Source organism: Xanthobacter sp. YC-JY1, assembly GCF_021730305.1.
GTDB classification, from domain to species: Bacteria; Pseudomonadota; Alphaproteobacteria; order Rhizobiales; family Xanthobacteraceae; genus Xanthobacter; species Xanthobacter flavus.
Genome location: NZ_CP032674.1, coordinates 465,817 through 484,856, shown reverse-complemented (window position 1 = coordinate 484,856; position 19,040 = coordinate 465,817). Strand labels below are relative to the sequence as shown.

Sequence of the window (19,040 nt, the reverse complement as noted above, 5' to 3'; positions counted from 1 at the left end):
AGCTAACGCGCAATATCGAGAGGTCAAGGCAACCGCCATTGCCCCCTCAGCGCTGCATCACATAGGTTCCCGGCGCCGGGCAGAGCACGGGATAGCCGGGCGCGCCCAAGGGCGGCAGCGCGCGGCCGGGGGTGGAGCGGGCGGACAGGAAGGCCTCCCACGCCGGCCACCACGAGCCCTCCTCTATCGGTGTCGCCTCCACCCACTGGTCGGGGCCGAGATGGTGGTCGCCGTGGCGGGTCTCGTGCAGGCGGAAATGCCGGTGCTTGTGGCCCGGCTCGCTGACGATGCCGGCATTGTGCCCGCCGGAGGTCAGCACGAAGGTCACGTCCGTGTCGGTCAGCTGGTGGATCTTGTAGACCGAGCGCCACGGCGCCACGTGGTCCCGCTCGGTCCCCACCACGAACAGGGGAGCGTCGATGTCCTGCAGCGAGACGGGGCGCCCCTCCACCTTGTAGCGGCCGGCGGCGAGGTCGTTGTCGAGGAAGAGCTGGCGCAGATACTGGGAATGCATGCGGTAGGGCATGCGGGTGGCATCGGCGTTCCAGGCCATCAGGTCGTTCATGGGCGTGCGCTCGCCCATCAGATATTCGTGGACGAGGCGCGACCAGACGAGATCGTTGGAGCGCAGCATCTCGAACGCCCCGGCCATCTGCCCGGACGAGAGCACGCCCTGGTCCCACATCATGCTTTCGAGCGTGTAGAGCTCGCCGGGGTCCACGAACAATTGCAGCTCGCCCGCCTCGGAGAAATCGGTCTGCGCCGCGAACAGAGTCACGGAGGCGAGACGGTCGTCGTCATCGCGCGCCATGGCCCCGGCGGTGATGGAGAGCAGCGTGCCGCCGAGGCAATAGCCCACCGCATGCACCTTCTCGCCCGGCACCACCGCATTGATGGCCTCCAGCGCCGCCATCACGCCCTCGCGGCGATAGTCGTCGAAGCCGAGGTCGCGGTCCTCCGCCGTCACGTTGCGCCAGGAGAGGCAGAACACCGTGTGGCCCTTGGACACGAGGTAGCGGATCAGCGAGTTCTCGGGCGAGAGATCGAGGATGTAATATTTCATGATCCAGGCCGGCACGATCAGCACCGGCTCGGCGGCGACCGTGGCGGTGGTTGCGCGATACTGGATCAGCTCCACGAGGTGATTGCGGAAGATCACCTCGCCCGGCGTTACCGCCACGTTGCGGCCCGGCTCAAACGCCTCCGCGCCCATGGGCGGCTGGCCGGATGCCTTGCGCGCCGCATCCTCCAGAAGGTTGCGCGCGCCCTGCACGAAATTGAGCCCACCCGTCTCCCGCGCCCGGCGCAGCACCTCGGGATTGGTGAAGGGCGAGTTGGAGGGCGAGAAGACGTCGAGCAGCTGGCGGGCCGTGAAGGCCACCACCGCCTCGTTGTGGGGCGCGACGCCCGGCACACCGTGGGTGGCGTTGTGCCACCATTGCTGGTTCAGCAGGAAGGCCTGGTACCAGAAGCGGAACGGCCAGTCCTGCCACGCCGGGGCGCTGAACCGCTCGTCCCCCGGCAGCGGCTGGATGCAATTGGGAAAGTTCCGGTCGAAGCTGGAGGCGACCATGTAGGCGCCGAGCCGCGCGGACTTGCGCCACGCCTTCAGCGCCAATTCCGCCTGCTTGCCGGGGGCGGCGGCCAGATGCATCCACCAGTCCATCAGCGACAGGGAGAGCGCGGTGGGCGAGAGGCCCGAAGTGGCGCGGGCGGAAAGCGCGGCAGCGGCGCGGTCCACCGCGCGCAGGGCTTCCGGCCCGGGGCCGCGCTCGAAATCCTCCTCGTCATGGAAGGCCATGCGCGCCCAGGCCTGGGCAAACAGCCGCCCGGCCTCGGGCAGCTTGGAGAAATCCATGGCGGCGCGGGCGAGATCGGCGCCGGATGCCGGCGCCTCCGGCGCAGTCACGGCGGGCGCGGGGGCCGGCTCCGGCGCGGCGGCGGGCGCTCCGCCCACGGTCTGGGGCTGGATACGGGGCGAATTGGCGGGCAGGTTGACCATCGGTCGATCTCTTCAGGGCGCGGAACGCACCCGGGACTTGAAACGAATGCCGGAGCCTCGCCCGGCCTCGTGCCGGACGCTCGAGCTTTGCTGACTTAGCTTTTGCCGCTTCTCACGGCGCTTTGATGACGATGAGGCCGCCCCGCGCCGCGACCGGCAATGATACGCGTCAATTGGACACCGCGCCGACGCGCTCCCGGCAGCTGTCGCGAAAGGCCTTGGCGCTGCGGCGGAACAAGGCCGCATGCTGCCGGAGCGCCCGCTTGCGCAGCCGCTTCTGCGCCCGGTCCATGGCGAGGCCGAGCCGCTCGCGCGTGCCCTCCGCCAGCGCGTCACCCGCCGCATCCAGCATGGGGCGCAAGGTCTCGATGTCCTGATAGGCGCCGAGCAGGTCGCGCAGCCGCTGCGCGGCGCGGGCGCGCTTCGCCCCGTGGCCGAAGGCTTCGGCGAGAAAGCTCATCTGGTAGCGGTGGGTGACGACGCGCTTGCGCGCCTCGTGCATGTCCTCTGGCGTATCGAAGGGGGCACGGCGGGCCTGCCTGTAGGCCTTCACCAGCCCCTTCGTCACATCCGCCTCCCGCGCCTGCGCCGCCAGCGTGTCGGCAAGGGCCGCGCGGGCGGAGACGAGGAAACCGCCGAGCGTGGCGCGATGCTCGCCGCCATCCTCGGCCGCGTCCTCGCCCAGCACCCCCTCGGCGTCGGTCTGGTCGCAGGCGAGGAGGAAGCCGCCCTTGGCCATCACGTCCAGCGCATCGCGGGCCGCCACCTGGTCGCGGGCGCCGGAAAGCTGGCGCGCCACCTCCGCCGTGCGCCGCCGCTCGGCCTTGGCATCCTCGCCGGGAATGAGGCGGAGCAAGGCCCGATACTGCTTCATGGCCTTGCGGGCGTCGTGCACCATCTCCACCGGATCGGGATCGGCCACCGCGGCGGCCACGGTCTCGATGGTCGCCGCGAGAGCGTCCGCCAGCGCATCTCCCGCCGCGCGGGGCGGCGGCAAGGGCGGGGTCACGCGTTCGGCATCGGGGGTCGCGACATCCAGCATGGGCATTTTGCTCCGGAACCCGGGCTCAACGGTCGCACGCCGGGCCGGTTCCGTCCCGGTCCAGCATCAAGGCGGTGGCGATGCCACCGGCACCGGCGATGGCACACAGCGCGCGGCCTGTCTCCATCGCTCTCAACCGATGATACGCCCGTACCGCCAGGATTGCACCCGACGCGCCGATAGGATGGCCCCGCGCCAATGCGCCGCCCCCCGCATTCACCCGCGCGGGATCGAGTCCCAGCCGGCGGATGGCGACGAGGGCCTGCGCCGCATAGGCCTCCATCAGCTCCACAACATCGACCGCGCCCGGGGCGATGCCGAGGCGGGCGCACAGGGCCTCCACCGCCGTGATGGGCGCAAGCGTGGGCACCAGCGGGTCTCCGCCGCGCGCCAGGCCCCCGGCAATCGTCACGTCTCCGGCCTGCGCCGGGCCCAATAGGACGAGGCCGGCCGCATCCGCCTCCACCGCGATGGTGGCGGCGGTGACGCCATGGGCCGCATCTCCCGCCAGCACCGGCAGGCGCGCCATCAGCGCGGGCGAAAGGCGCCGCGCGAAGGCATCGGCGGCAAGGCCCGCCACTGGCACGATCTCGCCATCCGCAGCCGGCACGACGAGGGCGCGGCGGTGGCTCTCGGCGGCGAACGCCTCCTGTTCGGCGCGGGAGAGGCCTTCCGCCTCAGCCATGCCGGCGGCGGAAGCGTCGAGGGCGATCTCGCGTTCGGGCCAGGGCGTGAAGGCCGGCTGGCGATAGAAATCCGGCGCGCCGTGCTTCTCGCACGGACGGTGGGCGCGCAGCGGCGCGGTGCTGAAGCTCTCCGCCCCACCCGCCAGCACATAGCGCGCCTCCCCCGCCGCGATGCGCGCCGCGCCCAAGCGGATGGCATCGAGTCCGGAGCAGCATTGGGTGTCGAGGGTGAGCGCTGGGACGCTTTCCGGCAGCCCCGCCGCCAGCGCGGCGACACGGGCCATGTTGCCGCCGCCCGAGAGGGCATTGCCGAGGATCACCTCGTCCACCTGATCCGACGCCACCCCTGCCGCCGCCAGCACCGGGCCGATCAGCGCCGCTGCCAGCTTGTGGGCCGGCACACCGCGAAAGGCGCCGCCGCGCGGGGCCACCGCCGTGCGCATGGCGGCGAGGAGGGCGACCTTCATGGCAAAAGCTCGCAGCGGTCGGGCCACAGTCGGGCGATGGCGGGAAAATCGGTCTTCCCCGTGGGCGTCAGCGGCCAGTCGGCCACCTGCGCATAAAGGCGCGGCACCTTGAACAAAGGCAGGCGGGATTTGAGGAAGCCGATGAGGTCCGCGCGGGCGGGCACCTCACCCTCGGCGAGCGAGAGGAACGCCACCAGCCGCTCGCCGCGCTTGCCGTCCGCCACGCCCAGCACGGCGGCGGCGGCAATGGCGGAGTAGGTCTCCAGCACGCGCTCCACCTCTTCGGGAAAGAGGTTTTTACCCGAGGTCACGATCATCCGGCGCGACCGGCCCACGAGATGCAGGAAGCCGGCATCATCGAGGAAGCCCATGTCGCCGACGCTCACCTCGTCGCCGCTCACGAAGAGGTCGGGGCTGTCGCCGGTGGCATAGTCCATGAACAGGAAGGGGCTCGCCACGAACACCCGTCCCGTGCGCCCCGCCGGCAGCCGCCGCCCCGCCGCATCGCGGATGGAGAGGCGTACGCCCGCGAAGGCGCGGCCCACCGAGCCGGGCGGCACGCTTTCCGCCTCCTTGGCCACGGTGACGAAGGAGAGTTCGGAGGCGCCGTAGAACTCCGCGAAGGCCGCATTGGGCATGAGGTGCCCGAGCATCTGCCGCCGCCCCGGCGGCCATTTGGCACCGGAGCAGAGCACGAGCCGTAGCCCCGGCAGGCTCTCGCCCTCGGCGGCGAGATGGTCCAGCAGCAGCGCGATCTGCGTCGGCACGCCATAGAGCACCGTGGCGCCATGGGCGCGCGCCAGCTCGGCGGCGACGCGCGGGCGGAAGTGAGGGGCGAGCAGCACATGCGCCCCGGCATCGATGCCGCGCGCGAGCGCGTACAGGAACAGGGAATGGGTGAGCGCGCCGGGGGCGAGGATCACGTCCCCCGCGCCGATGCCGAATTCCGCCGTGTCCGCATCGAAGCTTGCCGTCCAGGAGCGATGCGCGCGGCGATAGCCCTTGGGCAGGCCCGTGGAGCCGGAGGTGAAGCCCACATAAAAGGGCAAATCCGGGTCGGGCTCGGTGATCGCCGCCACGGGGCCGGCGCCGATCGCCTCGGCCAGCCCCGCCGCGCCCTGCCCCGGATCGAGGCGGATATCGCCCGCTTGCGTGCTTGCGATGAGGTCAGGCGCGACCCGCTCCAGCACCTGCTGGCGCTGCCCCTCCGGCCAGCCGGGATCGAGGATCTGCGCTTCCCGTCCCGCGCGGGCGGCGGCGAGGAACAGGATGGCGAGGGCTACGCCATTGGGCAGATCGAGCCCGATGCCGCCCGCCGGTGCTGCCGCGAACCGCGTCGCGCAGCGCGCCACCAGCGGGGCGAGTTCGGCATAGGTGAGCGTTTCGCCGCCGCAGGTGAGGGCCGGAGCATCCGGTCGCTCTTCCGCATGGCGGGCAAGATGGCGCGTGATGCTCACGGCCGGTGCGGCGCCGCGATCGACCAGTTGCGCAGCACCGTGGTGGCGAGCACGGCGGCGCCCACCGCCTTGATGAGATCGCCCGGCACGAAGACGGTCGTGCCGATAAAGGCCTTGGCGAGGCTGATATGGGCCATCATCGCCAGCCCGGGAATGCCGAACGCATAGACGGTGAGGATGCCGCCGGTGATGGCCGCGATCAGCGCCGTCGCCAGCGCGGGCAGGTTGCGGGCGGCGAGGCGCTCTGCGACGAGACCCGTGACATAGCCGCCGGCGACGTAGCCGATGAGGAAGCCGGCGGTCGGCGTCGCCAGCACGCCGAGGCCGCCACGACCGCCGGAGAGCAGCGGGGCGCCAAGCAGCACCACGAACACGAACAGCCCCACCGCCGCCGCCCCCGCGCGGGCGCCGAGCAGCAGGCCGGCCAGCATCACGCCGAGGCTCTGGGCGGTGATGGGCACCCCGGCCGCGAGGGGCAGATAAATGGGCGGCACAAAGCCGAGTGCGGCGATCAGCGCGGCGATCAAAGCGATGCGCACGAGGGTGCGCGTCTCGAATGTGCGGTTGTCCATGGGCCTGTCCCCTTTCAAATTCTGGGCTTGCGCGGGGTGCGCGGACGCCGCGGGGCGCCGAAGCCGCGGGCGTCGAGGGCTTCCGCCACCTGATCGGACATGGCGAGCGCGCCGGAGAAGAAGGCGCCGATGAGAGGCAGCCCCGGCCGGCGCGGGCTGCGCGCCCGCCAGGCTTCCTCGCGCCCCCGCCAGGTGTCGAGCAGCACCGGCACGAAACGCAGCACCAGCGCCACCGCCAGCGCGATGCGCTCGGGATCGAGCCCGAAGCGCTTGAGCGGGCGCATGGGCAGGGCCAGCGCATCCATCATGTCCTGCAGGCGGGTGGAGTGGGTGACGAGATCGGCCAGTAGCACCATCACGGCGATGCGCAGCACGCTCGCCAGCGCCACCTCGACGGACGCCGCCCACACCTGCAGCGCGAAGATGACCACGAGCAGCGGCGCAAGGCTGCGCCACTGGGCCAGCCGTCGGAGCCCCGGCCGGCCGAAACTGGAATAGACGATGAGCACGGCGGCGAGCGCCATGGCCAGCAGCACCGGGCTGTCCAGCGGCACGATCAGCACGGAGAGCACCGCGAGCGCGATCAGCTTCACCCCGGCGGGCAGGCGATGCAGCAGGCTGCGGCCGGAGAGATAACCGGCGATCACGTCAGCGCCCTCCCGGACGATCGGGCAACGGCGATCTCGGCGCGGGCCCGCGCGTCGGCTTCATACAGCGGCACGATCTCGGCCGGCGGGCCGTCCGCTGCCACCTCCCCACCCTTCAGCCAGATGACGCGATCGAAGCCGGCGAACAAATCCACGTCGTGGCTGGCCATCACCAAAGTCACGTCGAGGGCACCGAGGCGCGCGGCGAGGGTGAGGCGGGTGGTGAGGTCGAGGCTGGAGAAGGGTTCGTCCAGCAGCAGCACCGAGGGTCCGGCGGCCAGCGCCGAGAGGATGCAGACGAGCTGCTTCTGCCCCTCGGAGAGATCGGACACCGCCCGGTCGCCCCAGCCGGCGCAGCCGTGGCGGGCGAGCAGCCGGTCGGCGGCGGCATTGGCCTCGGCCTTGGGCGTGCCCTGCTGGATGGGGCCGAAGGCGATCTCCTCCCGAACCGAGGGGAAGATGATCTGGTGGTCCACATTCTGGAACACGAAACCCACCGTCGCCGGCAGCCTGCGGCGGTCGCGGCGGGTGTCGAGGCCTTCCACCGTCACCGTGCCGGCATCGGGCAGGATCAGTCCGTTGATGAGGCGCAGCAGCGTCGACTTGCCCGAGCCATTGTCACCGACGAGGCCAATGCGCCGCTCGGTGAGGGTGAGATTGAGATTGGAGAACACCGTGCGCGGACCGCGCGTCACCTCGACCCCGGCGAGCCGCACGGGCCCGGCCTCAGCGGGGGAACCAGATACGGCACCGGAATAAGGGATCATCTCGCCTCCTGCGGACGTCCCCGATTAGCCGGATTTCCGCCCCGCGCAAACCCGTTCGTTCCGGGGGGTTGCGCGGCACGCGCCGACGACCCCATCCTGCGCCGGGACGGCGGGCGGGTGGGAGGCGGCATGACCGGGTTCGGGGCGCGGGCAAACCTGCTGCGCGAGACGTCGGAAAGGGGCCATCACAAGGTCACCTTCGTCGAGCTGTTTTTCGACCTCGTGTTCGTCTTCGCGGTCACGCAACTCTCCCACCATCTGCTGCACGACCTGTCGCCGCTGGGGCTGCTGCAGACACTGGTGCTGTTCGTGGCGGTGTGGTGGGCGTGGATCGACACGGCGTGGGTCACAAACTGGCTCGATCCCGACCGGGTTCCGGTACGGCTCATGCTGCTCTGCCTGATGCTGGTCGGCCTTGTGCTTTCGGCCACGCTGCCGACGGCTTTTCACGCGGGCGCCCTGCCCTTCGCCCTGGCCTATACGGTGTTCCAGACCGGCCGTTCGGCCTTCACCATCTGGGCGGTGGCGCGACACGATCCCGCCCAGGCGCTCAACTTCCGGCGCATCGTGACGTGGCAGGCGGCGGCCTCGTTTCTCTGGATCATCGGCGCCGTGCTGCACGACGGCGGCCGCCTCGCCGCCTGGGGACTGGCCGTGGTGCTGGAGAGCCTGGCGCCCGCCACCGGCTTCTTCGTGCCGGGCCTCGGCGCATCCAAGGCCTCGGAATGGAAGGTCGAGGGCGCCCACATGGCGGAGCGCTGCGCGCTGCTGGTCATTATCGCACTCGGCGAATCGATCCTCGTCACCGGCGCCACCGCCTCCGGCCTCGCCTGGTCCGGCACGAACATCGCCGCTTTCGCCGTCGCCTTCCTCGGCACGGTCGCCATGTGGTGGATCTATTTCGACACCGGCTCGGAGCGCGCCAGCGCGCACATCGCCCATGCGCCGGAAAGCGGGCAGATGGCGCGGCTGGGGTACACGTACATCCACGCGCTCATCGTCATGGGCATCATCGGCTGCGCCGTGTCCGACGAATTGATCCTCGCCCATCCGGACGGTCATGCCTCGCCTGCGGCGACACTGGCGATTCTGGGAGGGCCAGCGCTGTACGTGCTCGGCTGCGGGCTGTTCAAGCATCCGCTGCTCGGCCGCTTCCCGCTGTCCCACTACGTGGGGCTGGCCGCCCTGGCGCTTGCGGTCCCCTTCGCCGGATGGCTCAGTCCGCTCGCCCTCGCCGCATGGGCCACCGGCGCCCTCGTGCTGGCCGCCGCCTGGGAAACCATCGCGCTGCGGGAGTGATAGCCACCCCTTCCCACCCCTCTCTCCCTTCCCCGCTCCCTCCCTCGCCTGCGCCCCGGAATCCTTCCAGTCCGGATTGATTTCCGCGCCGGCCGGGCGCATAAATCCCGCCGATCAAATCGATTAAAATCCGGCGCACCCGAACGCTGGAGCAGTGGAGAAAGCCATGTCCGGTCCTGCCGACCAGGGAAAAAAGGGAACGATCGAGCACAAGGGCGACCAGCCCGAAAAGCACGGCCTGAAGCTCAGGTCGCAGCTGTGGTTCGACAATCCGGACAATCCCGGCATGACCGCGCTCTATCTGGAGCGGTATCTCAATTTCGGCCTCACCCGCGAGGAATTGCAGTCCGGCAAGCCCATCATCGGTATCGCCCAGACCGGCTCGGACCTCTCCCCCTGCAACCGCCACCATCTGGACCTCGCCCACCGCGTGCGCGCCGGCATCGAGGCCATGGGCGGCGTGCCGTTCGAATTTCCGGTCCATCCCATCCAGGAGACCGGCAAGCGGCCCACCGCCGCGCTGGACCGCAACCTTGCCTATCTCGGCCTCGTGGAAATCCTCTACGGCTACCCGCTCGACGGCGTGGTGCTGACCACCGGCTGTGACAAGACCACCCCGGCCTGCATCATGGCCGCCGCCACCGTCAATATCCCGGCCATCGTGCTCTCGGGCGGGCCGATGCTAAACGGCTGGTGGAAGGGCGAGCGCACCGGCTCCGGCACCGTGGTGTGGAAGAACCGCGAGCGCTTCGCCGCCGGCGAGATCGACTATGACGAGTTCATGAATGTGGTGGCCTCCTCCGCTCCGTCGGTGGGCCACTGCAACACCATGGGCACCGCCTCCACCATGAACGCGCTGGCGGAAGCCCTCGGCATGTCGCTCCCCGGCTGCGCTGCCATCCCCGCGCCCTATCGCGAGCGCGGGCAGATCGCCTACGAGACCGGCAAGCGCATCGTGGACATGGTGTGGGAGGACCTCAAGCCCTCCGACATCCTCACCCGCGAGGCGTTCGAGAACGCCATCCGCGTGAACAGCGCCATCGGCGGCTCCACCAACGCCCCCATCCACCTCAACGCCATCGCCCGCCACGTGGGCGTGCCGCTTTCGGTGGACGACTGGCAGAGCGTCGGCCACAAGATCCCGCTGCTCGTGAACCTCCAGCCCGCCGGCGAATATCTCGGCGAGGAATTCCACCGCGCGGGCGGCGTGCCGGCGGTGGTGGCGGAGCTGATCGAGAAGGGCAAGATCCACGAAGGCGCGCTCACCGTGAACGGGCGCACCATGGGCGAGAACTGCAAGGGCAAGCTCTCCTGGGACCGCGAAGTCATCAAGGCCTATGACGCGCCCCTGAAGGAGGATGCCGGCTTCATCGTGCTGCACGGCAACCTGTTCGACAACGCGGTGATGAAGACCTCGGTGATCTCCGAGGAGTTCCGCGCGCGCTTCCTCTCCAACCCCAACGACCCCGAGGCCTTCGAGGGCCGCGCCGTGGTGTTCGACGGGCCGGAGGACTACCACCACCGCATCGACGACCCCTCCCTCGGGATCGACGAATACACCCTGCTGTTCATCCGCGGCACCGGCCCGCTGGGCTATCCCGGCGGCGCGGAGGTGGTGAACATGCAGCCGCCGGCCGCCCTCATCAAGAAGGGCATCCATGCGTTGCCCTGCATCGGCGACGGCCGCCAGTCCGGCACCTCGGGCTCGCCCTCCATCCTCAACGCCTCGCCGGAAGCGGCGGCGGGCGGCGGCCTCGCGCTGCTCCGGACCGGCGACCGGGTGCGCATCGACCTCAACACCTGCACCGCCGACATCCTGATCTCGCCGGAAGAACTCGCCCAGCGCCGCGCCGACCTTCAGGGCCATGGCGGCTACAAGGCGCCGGAGAGCCAGACCCCCTGGCAGGAGATCCAGCGCTCCATGGTGGCCCAGTTCGACGAGGGCATGGTGCTGAAGCCGGCTGTGAAATACCAGCACATCGCCCAGACCATGGGCGTCCCGCGCGACAACCACTGATCGCGATGCGGACGGGTGGACGGGTCTTTCCCGTCCGCCCGCCCCGGTCCTAATCTCCCACCCCGCCGCCACGCCCCGGCGGCGCACGGGAATGACATCATGACCTCGCCCGCCGAAAAGCGCAGCGCCTTCCGCACGCTCCACGAGAGCGGCTGCTTCGTGCTGCCCAACCCCTGGGACGTGGGCACGACGCGCTATCTCGAGGCCGCCGGCTTCAAGGCGCTCGCCACCACCAGCGCGGGCTACGCCTTCTCCACCGGCCGCCCTGACGGCGCCGTGGGGCGGGACGAGATGCTGGCCCACATCGCCGATCTCGTCGCGGCCACATCCCTGCCCGTGAATGCGGACTTCGAGGCGGGCTATGCGCCCGATCCGGCCGGCGTCGCCGAGAGCGTCACGTTGTGCGTCGAAACCGGCGTGTCCGGCCTCTCCATCGAGGACGCGACGGGGGATGCGGCGCACCCGCTTTACGATCTCGACGACGCGGTGGCGCGGGTGCGCGCGGCGCGCAAGGCCATCGACGCCACCGGCGCCGACGTGATCCTCACCGCCCGCGCCGAATGCTTCCTGGTGGGCCGGACCGACCTGAACGAGGTCATCACCCGCCTGAAGGCCTATGCGGCGGAGGGGGCGGACTGCCTCTATGCACCGGGCATCCGGACGCGGGACGACATCTCCGCCGTGGTGGAAGCGGTGGCGCCGCTGCCCGTGAACGTGCTGATGCCGGGCTCGACCGGGCTTTCGGTCGCAGACCTCGCCGGGCTCGGCGCGCGCCGCATCAGCGTGGGCAGCACCTTGAGCCGCGTGGCCTGGGGCGCGTTCATCGCCTCGGTGGAGGAGGTACGCGACGCCGGCACTTTCCAGAAGTTCGCGGACGCGGTGCCCTTCGCCGAAATCAACGGCTTCTTCCGCGCCGGGGGCGACAAGTGATGTCCGGCGATCCATCCCCTCCCCTCGGCGCGCCCGTGGACACCACCCCCGCCCGCCGGCCCGAGCCGACGACGCTGGCGGGCCGCCACGTCCGCCTCGTGCCGTTCGATGCGGCCCGGCATGCAGCCTCGCTCTTCGCCCTCTCTCACGGGCCGGAGAAGGAGGCGCTCTGGGCCTATCTCTCCCCCGCGCCCTTTCCCGACGAAGCCGCCTTCGCCGCCTTCTATGGCGAGGCCGCGAAGAAGGCGGACCCGCTGCTCTTCGCGATCGAGGAAGCCGAGGGCAGCCGGGCGGTGGGCCATGCCACCTATATGCGCATCGAGCCGGGGCAGCGGGTGATCGAGGTGGGCAACATCCTCTACACCCCCGCGCTCCAGCGCACGCGGGGGGCGACGGAGGCCATGTATCTCATGGCCCGCCACGCCTTCGAGGCGCTCGGCTATCGCCGCTACGAATGGAAGTGCAACGCGCTCAACGCCCCTTCCCGGCAGGCGGCGGCGCGGCTGGGCTTCACCTTCGAGGGGCTGTTTCGCCAGCACATGATCGTCAAGGGCCGCAACCGGGACACCGCCTGGTTCTCGCTGCTCGACCACGAATGGCCGCGCGCCAAGGCGGCCTTCGAGGCGTGGCTGGCACCGGAGAATTTCGATGGGGATGGCCGCCAGGTCTGGCGGCTGGAGGACATTCGCGCGGCTCTGTAATTCCGCGCGACAATGAAAGAGGACATGACATGGGTGGACGACTTCAGGGCAAGACCGCGCTGGTGACGGCGGCGGGACAGGGCATCGGCCGCGCCATCGCGGAAGCCTTCGTGCGCGAGGGCGCGAGCGTCATCGCCACCGACCTCGACGTCGGCAAGCTCGCCGGCCTCGCGGGCACGCAGACGCGGGGGCTGGACGTTCTCTCCACCGACGCGGTGACCGCGCTCGCCAAGGAGATCGGCCCCGTGGACGTGCTGGTGAATGCCGCCGGCTACGTGCATCAGGGCACCATCTTCGACACCAGCGAGAAGGACTGGGACTTCTCCTTCGACCTCAACGTGAAGTCCATGCACCGCACCATCTCCGCTTTCCTGCCGGGCATGCTGGAGAAGGGGAAGGGCTCCATCGTCAACATCGCCTCGGCGGCCTCCTCCATCCGCGGCGTGCCGAACCGCTACGCCTACGGCACCACCAAGGCGGCGGTGATCGGCCTCACCAAGGCGGTGGCTGCGGATTTCATCCTGAAGGGCGTGCGCGCCAACGCCATCTGCCCCGGAACCATCCAGTCGCCCTCGCTGGACGAGCGCATCGCCGCCGTCTCGGCCCAGACCGGCCGCTCGCTGGAGCAGGTGCGCGCCGATTTCGTCGGCCGCCAGCCCATGGGGCGCCTCGGCACGCCGGAGGAGATCGCCGCGCTCGCCCTCTATCTCGCCTCCGATGAAAGCGCCTTCACCACGGGGCAGATCCACATCATCGACGGCGGCTGGGCGCTCTGAGCGCGAGGGGATTTTCCAAGATGCACATTCTGGTCATCGGCGGCGCCGGCATGGTCGGCCGCAAGCTCATCGAGCGCCTCGCCCGCGACGGCCGCCTCGGCGGCACGCCCATCACCCGCATCACCGCCCACGACGTGGTGACGCCGAAGCCGCCCGAGGCGCCCTTTCCCATCGACACCCGCGTCTCCGACCTCTCCGTTCCCGGCGAGGCGGCGGCTTTGGTGGCGGACCGGCCGGACGTGATCCTGCATCTCGCCGCCATCGTCTCCGGCGAGGCGGAAGCGGATTTCGAGAAGGGCTACCGCATCAATCTCGACGGCACGCGCCATCTGTTTGACGCGGTGCGGGTGATCGAAGGCTATACGCCCCGCCTCGTCTTCACCTCGTCCATCGCGGTGTTCGGCGCGCCCTTCCCGGAGGCGATCCCGGACGAGTATTTCCACACGCCGCTCACCTCCTACGGTACGCAGAAGGCCATGGGCGAGCTGCTGCTGGCGGACTATACCCGGCGCGGCTTCTTCGACGGCATCGGCATCCGCTTACCCACCATCTGCGTGCGGCCGGGCCTGCCGAACAAGGCGGCCTCCGGCTTCTTCTCCGGCATCATCCGCGAGCCGCTGGCGGGGCAGGAGGCGATCCTGCCCGTGTCGGAAGAGGTGATGCACTGGCACGCCTCGCCGCGCTCGGCTGTGGGCTTCCTCATCCACGCCGCCACCCTCGACGGCGCCAGCGTGGGCACCCGCCGCAACCTCACCATGCCCGGCCTCGCCGTGACGGTGGGCGAGCAGATCGAGGCGCTGCGCAAGGTGGCCGGTGACAAGGCGGTGGCGCGCATCAAGAAGGTGCCCGACCCGGTGATCGAGACCATCGTCTCCGGCTGGCCGCGCAAGTTCGACGCCGCCCGCGCGACGGCGCTGGGCTTCAAGGCGGAAAGCTCCTTCGAGGAGATCATCCGCATCCACATCGAGGACGAACTCGGCGGCAAGATCGCCGACTGAGGCCGGCGTTTCGCGCGGGCAATCCAAGCCCGCGCGGCGCTTGAGTGGAGGCAACGCCAAAAGCCCGCGCGGCGCCTGAGCGAAGACGATGCGAGGCGCTACGCGGCGACCCCGGAGAGGCGGAGCGCGATGCGCTCCTCCAGCCGGGCGATGGCGGCGCCGATTTCCGGCAGGAGACGGCGATAGGCGCTGCGGCGGGCAGGCGCCGGCAGGCTGCGGACCACTTCCGCGAGGCCCCAGGTCTCCAGCCGCAAAAGGCCGAGGAAGGGCTGGCGGCGGATGGCCCGCCGGCTCGTCTCGCCCAGCGCCACCACCACATCGAGGCGCGGCGCGCCGGAGAGCAGAAACACCCCGGCCGGCTTGGCGGAGAGGCCATCGGCCGGAACGTCCTCATCCTCCAGCGCGGCGACGAGAGCATGATCGACACTGCCCGGTGTCGTCGCGGCGGCGCTGAAGGGGCGCAGGTCGGGATGGCGATGGAGCGCCACCGCCTCGGCCATCAGGCTGAGGGCCCCATTATCGGGGCACAGGAAGAGCACGGTCGGACGGCCGGGCATGTCAACCCCTTCATCTATAACGGGAAACGGAGAGCATCGCGCCCCCGCGCCCGCTGCTGATTCGGCACCCTAGACCGATGGTGGGACGAGGGTGTGACACCCTCCCCGGCGCCGCCGGAGGGCGTGCGCCCGCGCATTGGAACGCACTGATAAGACTGGCGTTAACCATTCCGAAAATTTTCCGGGGGATGGATCACATGCTGGCGAATGTCGTGATTCGACAAGGAATTCGCGCCGGCGCGTAGAATTTCGGAGAAGAGTCATGGCCAAGAAGCCGGAAGTCACCAGTGACGAAGTGAGCAGCCTCGCCGCGAAGGCCCTTCGCGATCCGGGCAGCCTCACCCACGCGGAGATCAAGTCGCTCGCGGCTTCCGCTCTGACCCAGTCCCCCGACAAGCCCAAGCCTGCTGCGAAGACCGCTGCCGCGAAGCCTGCCGCTGCCAAGACCGCCACTGCGAAGCCTGCCGCCCCGAAGGCGCCGGCCAAGACGCCCGCGGTGAAGGCTGCGGCCCCGAAGGCGGCCGCCAAGGTTGCTGCGCCCAAGGCTGCTGCTCCCAAGACCGCCGCGCCGAAGACCGCCGCTCCCAAGGCGACTGCGGTGAAGGCTGCGGCTCCGAAGGCTGCCGCCCCCGCCAAGGCGCCCAAGGCTGCCGCGAAGGCCGCCGAGCCCAAGGTTGCTGAGCCCAAGGTTGCCGAGACGAAGGCTGCGGCCCCGAAGGCCCCCAAGGTCGCCAAGGCACCCAAGGTCCCCGCCGCGAAGCCCACTGCTGCCAAGCCTGCCGCCCCCAAGACTGCAGCTCCCAAGACCGCCGCCCCCAAGGCCGCTGCTCCGAAGGCCGCTCCTGCGCCCAAGGCTCCCGCTCCGAAGGCGGCCCGCGCCAAGGCTGCGGCCGTGAAGACGGCGCCCGCCCCCGTCGCCAAGGCTCCGGCCAAGGCCGCGTCGAAGGCTGCCAAGCCGGCCCGCGCCAAGAAGGCGTGAGACCCGACCTGAGACGGGCCGGCATTTCGGCCCTCTCAAGGTCTCTGGAAACAGGAACGCCGCCGTCGGGGATGCCCGGCGGCGGCGTTCTTGCGTTGAAGGTCCGGCAGGATCAGGGGGCAAGGACGCCCGTGCTGCCCAGGTTGAAGATCTGCACACGCCGGTTGATGGCGGCTTGCGGATGCTTCACGTCCTGCAGGTTTTCCTCGCCGAGGCCCACGGCCTGGAGCCGGCGCGGGTCCACGCGGAAGGTGGTGGCGAGCGCCTGCATCACCGCGTCGGCGCGCTCCTGGCTGAGCTTGAGATTGATCTCGCGGGTGCCAGTGGTGTCGGTGTTGCCCACCACGAGGAACTTGTAGCCGAGCAGGATCGGATTGTGCATGGCATCGGCGATGGAGCCGAGCGTCCGGTAGGACGAGGGCTTGATCATCGCGGAATTGAGATCGAACTCGATCTCCACATTGATCTGCGCCAACTGGTCCAGTTGGATGGCCAGCGGCGGGCGGCTCTCGGGCGGGCCGGTATACTTCATGTGCGCGACGGCAAGGCCGCGCAGCGCCTCGGCCGAGACGTTCGGCACATCGGCGACGCTGGCCTGAAGGCCCTGCACGATCTGGGCGTTGGAGGTGACGGCCTGGGCGGACGCCGGCGCGGCGAGCGCCACGGGGGCCATGAGGGCCGCCGAGAGCAGCAGGACGGAACGCATCTGGATCTTCATGTGTCCCTCCCCCTCACTGCTGATTGTAGCCGGCGTTGATGAGGGCGCTCGTGCAGGCCTGGCTCACCACCTTGGAGGCTTCGAGCAGGCACGAGACGATGTTGCCGTCGCCGGGCACGAGGCCGGGGCAATACTGGGCGCGGTCGCGGTCGCACACCTTGTGGACCTCGAGCTGGGCAGCGGCGCGCGCCTCGGTCATCTGGCGGATGCCCTCATGGTTGGCGGCACATGCGGGCGAGAGGCGGCTCACATTCTGGCTCAGGCAATTGTAGATGGCGCCATTGCCCAGGTTCTGGCCGCGGCAGACCTTCATGATGTCTTCGCCGCAATGCTGCGCCAGAAGTCCGGCGGCCTGCGCGTAACTCATGGTCTGCGCCTGGGCGCTGCCGGCGGCGCCTGCCGCGCCGAGCGCGATCAGGACCGCGAAGGCCAATCCTCGAAGTTTCATATGTCCCCCCATAGCCCGGATTCGCGAGCCGAGGGGGGAATTGACCACTCCACCTGCCGCTTGGTCAACCAACCGGGGGCGCGGGCGTGGCGTGTTCAGGATGCCCGACGGTAAGTGCCTGCCTCGATCTCGTCGCCGGACGCCCCGACGAGGCCGAGCGGATCGGCAGCCAACTCCAGATCGGGGGCGAGGTCACGGGCTGGCTCAACCTCCAGCGGCGCGGCCTCGCGGCGCGGCGCGAGCGCGAGGTGGAGGGTGAGCGCCATCACCGCCATGGCGGGCACGAGGATCGTCATGGCCAGCAGCGGCGAGGGTAGCAGTGCCGAGATGGACGTGCCGATGAACCCGCTGCCGATCTGCAGGAAGCCGGTGAGCGCCGAGGCGGCGCCGGCGATGGAGCCGAAGCGGGCCAGCGCGTTGGTGGTGCAGCCGGGCAGCAGCAGCGCGCAGCCGCAGGCCCAGAAGGAGATGGGCAGCATCACGCTCAGGGTCGAGAGCGCCACCACATGCGGGCCCACCGCCATGGCGATTGCCCCGGTGAGCACCAGCAGCAGTCCGGGCAGGATGAGCTGCTGCGCCTTGAAGCGGTTGAGCAGCGGGCGGGCGATGAGCGTACCGAACATGAAGGCGCCCGTCTGCATCATCATGGCGACGCCGAATTGCGTGGGCGAGAGCCCCACCCGGTCGATGAGCACGAAGGGCAGCGCCGCCGCCAGCGTGTAGATGCCGCCCAGTGCCGATCCGGCGGTGAGCGCGGCGCGCATGAAGCCGCGGTCGCTGAGGAGGCGGCGATAGCTCGCCGCCACCGCGCGCGGAGCCGCGAGGCGCGGATCGGGCGTGCGGTTGGTCTCCGGCACGCGCAGCAGCAGCAGCGTCATCAAGGCCAGGCCGAAACAGGTCATGGCCACGAACACCGAATGCCAGCCGAACGCGCCGAGCAGGAAGCCGCCGATGGTGGGCGAGATGGCCGGGCCGATGGCGAGGATGGTGCCGATGAGGTTCATCACCCGCGCCGAGGCCTGCCCGGTATATTGGTCGCGCACCAGCGCGCGGGACAGAGCGATGCCCGCCGCCGCGCCGATGCCCTGCAGGATGCGCCCGGCCACCAGCCAGCCGATGGTGGGCGCCAGCATGGCGACCACCGCGCCGGACAAATAGATGCCGAAGAAGCCGAGCGCCACCGGCCGCCGGCCATAGGCATCGGAGAGCGGGCCGCAGATCAGCTGCGACACGGCGAAGCCGAAAAAGAAGACGGTGAGGGTGAGCTTCACCGTGGCGATGGACGTGCCGAACACCTCCACCAGTGTCGGCAGAGCCGGCGTGTAGAGGGAGAGGCTGACCGGGCCGAGCATGACCATCATGCCGCCGATGATCGACACCTCGCGCTCGGTCATGAGCGGCGCGCGTTGTGTCGGCTGCTCAACCGGATGTGTCGCCGTCACCGACGCGCCTCCTTCGTGCGGGTCTCGCGCGGTGCGCCCTCGCGGCTCGTGCATTCGCGGGCGAGGTTGCCGCGGATGCGGTCGAGGAAGTCGCGGAGCTGGGCGCGCTCTTCGTCGGAAAAGCCGCGCGTGGCGTCCGCGCGGACCTTGCTGGCCGCCAGCTCGACGCCTTCGAGATAGGGCTGCGCAGCCGGCGTCAGCACGACGATCTTGGCCCGCCGGTCGGTGGGATCGCTCTCGCGGATCACTAGGCCGAGGCCTTCCAGCCGGTCGAGGAAGCCGACGAGCGTCATCGGCTCCACGCTCATCTTCTCCGCCAGAGCCGTCTGGCGCAGGCCGCGATGGATATTGACGTAGGCCAGCGCCCGCGCCTCCCCGGGGGTCAGGCCGAGGCCGGCATGCTCGAAGGCGCCGTCCATGCGGGCCCGGTAGAGGCGACCGGCGTCCACGAGCATGAAGCCGAGCTGCGGGGTCGGAGCGGGGAGAGGCTGATCCATAAGGGCACAATATAATAAGCTTACCTTATCAACAAGAG

Annotated in this window: 19 protein-coding genes; 7 read left to right on the top strand and 12 right to left on the bottom strand. The window is 70.1% G+C overall.

Annotation, left to right across the window (positions count from 1 at the left end):
* Positions 1-46: 46 nt before the first annotated feature.
* The 7 genes from D7006_RS02305 to D7006_RS02275 form a co-directional block, all read right to left on the bottom strand.
* Positions 47-1,801 (bottom strand): alpha/beta hydrolase, encoded by a 1,755-nt coding sequence (locus D7006_RS02305; RefSeq protein WP_237356836.1) that lies wholly within the window; start codon positions 1,799-1,801, stop codon positions 47-49.
* A gap of 370 nt (positions 1,802-2,171) precedes the next feature.
* Positions 2,172-3,044, bottom strand: a complete 873-nt coding sequence (locus D7006_RS02300; RefSeq protein ID WP_237355389.1) for a CHAD domain-containing protein — start codon at positions 3,042-3,044, stop codon at positions 2,172-2,174.
* Positions 3,045-3,069: 25 nt separating this feature from the next.
* Positions 3,070-4,197 (bottom strand): thiolase family protein, encoded by a 1,128-nt coding sequence (locus tag D7006_RS02295; RefSeq protein ID WP_237355388.1) that lies wholly within the window; start codon positions 4,195-4,197, stop codon positions 3,070-3,072.
* Positions 4,194-5,654: an AMP-binding protein gene (locus D7006_RS02290; RefSeq protein WP_237355387.1), complete on the bottom strand. Its 1,461-nt coding sequence runs from the start codon at positions 5,652-5,654 to the stop codon at positions 4,194-4,196. The genes D7006_RS02295 and D7006_RS02290 overlap by 4 nt, the downstream gene beginning before the upstream one ends.
* On the bottom strand, positions 5,651-6,226 hold the full coding sequence (locus D7006_RS02285; RefSeq protein WP_237355386.1) for a biotin transporter BioY: 576 nt from the start codon (positions 6,224-6,226) through the stop codon (positions 5,651-5,653). Before D7006_RS02285 ends, D7006_RS02290 begins: the two co-directional genes overlap by 4 nt.
* Before the next feature lie 14 nt (positions 6,227-6,240).
* Positions 6,241-6,873, bottom strand: a complete 633-nt coding sequence (locus D7006_RS02280) for an energy-coupling factor transporter transmembrane protein EcfT (RefSeq protein ID WP_237355385.1) — start codon at positions 6,871-6,873, stop codon at positions 6,241-6,243.
* Positions 6,870-7,640, bottom strand: a complete 771-nt coding sequence (locus D7006_RS02275) for an energy-coupling factor ABC transporter ATP-binding protein (protein ID WP_237355384.1) — start codon at positions 7,638-7,640, stop codon at positions 6,870-6,872. Before D7006_RS02275 ends, D7006_RS02280 begins: the two co-directional genes overlap by 4 nt.
* A gap of 129 nt (positions 7,641-7,769) precedes the next feature.
* Here D7006_RS02275 and D7006_RS02270 point away from each other — a divergent pair, with 129 nt between their 5' ends.
* From D7006_RS02270 to denD, 6 genes are all read left to right on the top strand, one after another.
* Positions 7,770-8,939 carry a low temperature requirement protein A gene (locus D7006_RS02270; protein WP_237355383.1) on the top strand — a complete coding sequence of 390 codons (1,170 nt, stop codon included), beginning with the start codon at positions 7,770-7,772 and terminating at the stop codon, positions 8,937-8,939.
* 166 nt (positions 8,940-9,105) lie between these two features.
* A complete protein-coding gene (locus D7006_RS02265; protein ID WP_237355382.1) occupies positions 9,106-10,956 on the top strand; it encodes an IlvD/Edd family dehydratase in 1,851 nt (616 codons plus the stop codon).
* Between the two features lie 99 nt (positions 10,957-11,055).
* Positions 11,056-11,886 carry an oxaloacetate decarboxylase gene (locus D7006_RS02260; RefSeq protein WP_237355381.1) on the top strand — a complete coding sequence of 277 codons (831 nt, stop codon included), beginning with the start codon at positions 11,056-11,058 and terminating at the stop codon, positions 11,884-11,886.
* Positions 11,886-12,587: a GNAT family N-acetyltransferase gene (locus D7006_RS02255; RefSeq protein WP_237355380.1), complete on the top strand. Its 702-nt coding sequence runs from the start codon at positions 11,886-11,888 to the stop codon at positions 12,585-12,587. The genes D7006_RS02260 and D7006_RS02255 overlap by 1 nt, the downstream gene beginning before the upstream one ends.
* A gap of 29 nt (positions 12,588-12,616) precedes the next feature.
* Positions 12,617-13,363 carry an SDR family oxidoreductase gene (locus D7006_RS02250; protein WP_237355379.1) on the top strand — a complete coding sequence of 249 codons (747 nt, stop codon included), beginning with the start codon at positions 12,617-12,619 and terminating at the stop codon, positions 13,361-13,363.
* Between the two features lie 20 nt (positions 13,364-13,383).
* Complete coding sequence (denD, locus tag D7006_RS02245) at positions 13,384-14,361, top strand: D-erythronate dehydrogenase (protein ID WP_229646086.1); 978 nt, start codon at positions 13,384-13,386, stop codon at positions 14,359-14,361.
* A 98-nt stretch (positions 14,362-14,459) separates the two neighbouring features.
* On the opposite strand, the gene D7006_RS02240 is transcribed toward denD, so the two are convergent.
* Positions 14,460-14,918, bottom strand: coding sequence for a hypothetical protein (locus D7006_RS02240; protein WP_237355378.1), 459 nt, complete (start codon positions 14,916-14,918; stop codon positions 14,460-14,462).
* 262 nt (positions 14,919-15,180) lie between these two features.
* Between D7006_RS02240 and D7006_RS02235 the strand changes: the two genes are divergently transcribed.
* A complete protein-coding gene (locus tag D7006_RS02235; RefSeq protein WP_237355377.1) occupies positions 15,181-15,897 on the top strand; it encodes a hypothetical protein in 717 nt (238 codons plus the stop codon).
* Positions 15,898-16,009: 112 nt separating this feature from the next.
* Here the strand turns inward: D7006_RS02235 and D7006_RS02230 are convergent, their stop codons facing one another.
* From D7006_RS02230 to D7006_RS02215, 4 genes are all read right to left on the bottom strand, one after another.
* Entirely contained in the window at positions 16,010-16,615 is a 606-nt protein-coding gene (locus D7006_RS02230; protein WP_237355376.1) for an OmpA family protein, read from the bottom strand.
* 13 nt (positions 16,616-16,628) lie between these two features.
* Positions 16,629-17,048 carry a hypothetical protein gene (locus D7006_RS02225; RefSeq protein WP_237355375.1) on the bottom strand — a complete coding sequence of 140 codons (420 nt, stop codon included), beginning with the start codon at positions 17,046-17,048 and terminating at the stop codon, positions 16,629-16,631.
* 110 nt (positions 17,049-17,158) lie between these two features.
* On the bottom strand, positions 17,159-18,505 hold the full coding sequence (locus tag D7006_RS02220) for a multidrug effflux MFS transporter (protein ID WP_237355374.1): 1,347 nt from the start codon (positions 18,503-18,505) through the stop codon (positions 17,159-17,161).
* The gene (locus D7006_RS02215) at positions 18,502-19,002 is read right to left on the bottom strand and encodes a MarR family winged helix-turn-helix transcriptional regulator (protein ID WP_229646081.1); all 501 of its coding nucleotides are present in this window, start codon (positions 19,000-19,002) and stop codon (positions 18,502-18,504) included. Before D7006_RS02215 ends, D7006_RS02220 begins: the two co-directional genes overlap by 4 nt.
* Positions 19,003-19,040 lie beyond the last annotated feature (38 nt).

What these genes read in the sequence shown, in the direction of transcription:
- D7006_RS02305 (WP_237356836.1), bottom strand. Translation starts at nt 1,801, where the DNA reads ATGGCCTTCCATGACGAGGAGGATTTCGAGCGCGGCCCCGGGCCGGAA.
- D7006_RS02300 (WP_237355389.1), bottom strand. Translation starts at nt 3,044, where the DNA reads ATGCTGGATGTCGCGACCCCCGATGCCGAACGCGTGACCCCGCCCTTG.
- D7006_RS02295 (WP_237355388.1), bottom strand. Translation starts at nt 4,197, where the DNA reads ATGAAGGTCGCCCTCCTCGCCGCCATGCGCACGGCGGTGGCCCCGCGC.
- D7006_RS02285 (WP_237355386.1), bottom strand. Translation starts at nt 6,226, where the DNA reads ATGGACAACCGCACATTCGAGACGCGCACCCTCGTGCGCATCGCTTTG.
- D7006_RS02275 (WP_237355384.1), bottom strand. Translation starts at nt 7,640, where the DNA reads ATGATCCCTTATTCCGGTGCCGTATCTGGTTCCCCCGCTGAGGCCGGG.
- D7006_RS02270 (WP_237355383.1), top strand. Translation starts at nt 7,770, where the DNA reads ATGACCGGGTTCGGGGCGCGGGCAAACCTGCTGCGCGAGACGTCGGAA.
- D7006_RS02265 (WP_237355382.1), top strand. Translation starts at nt 9,106, where the DNA reads ATGTCCGGTCCTGCCGACCAGGGAAAAAAGGGAACGATCGAGCACAAG.
- D7006_RS02260 (WP_237355381.1), top strand. Translation starts at nt 11,056, where the DNA reads ATGACCTCGCCCGCCGAAAAGCGCAGCGCCTTCCGCACGCTCCACGAG.
- D7006_RS02255 (WP_237355380.1), top strand. Translation starts at nt 11,886, where the DNA reads ATGTCCGGCGATCCATCCCCTCCCCTCGGCGCGCCCGTGGACACCACC.
- D7006_RS02250 (WP_237355379.1), top strand. Translation starts at nt 12,617, where the DNA reads ATGGGTGGACGACTTCAGGGCAAGACCGCGCTGGTGACGGCGGCGGGA.
- denD (WP_229646086.1), top strand. Translation starts at nt 13,384, where the DNA reads ATGCACATTCTGGTCATCGGCGGCGCCGGCATGGTCGGCCGCAAGCTC.
- D7006_RS02240 (WP_237355378.1), bottom strand. Translation starts at nt 14,918, where the DNA reads ATGCCCGGCCGTCCGACCGTGCTCTTCCTGTGCCCCGATAATGGGGCC.
- D7006_RS02235 (WP_237355377.1), top strand. Translation starts at nt 15,181, where the DNA reads ATGGCCAAGAAGCCGGAAGTCACCAGTGACGAAGTGAGCAGCCTCGCC.
- D7006_RS02230 (WP_237355376.1), bottom strand. Translation starts at nt 16,615, where the DNA reads ATGAAGATCCAGATGCGTTCCGTCCTGCTGCTCTCGGCGGCCCTCATG.
- D7006_RS02215 (WP_229646081.1), bottom strand. Translation starts at nt 19,002, where the DNA reads ATGGATCAGCCTCTCCCCGCTCCGACCCCGCAGCTCGGCTTCATGCTC.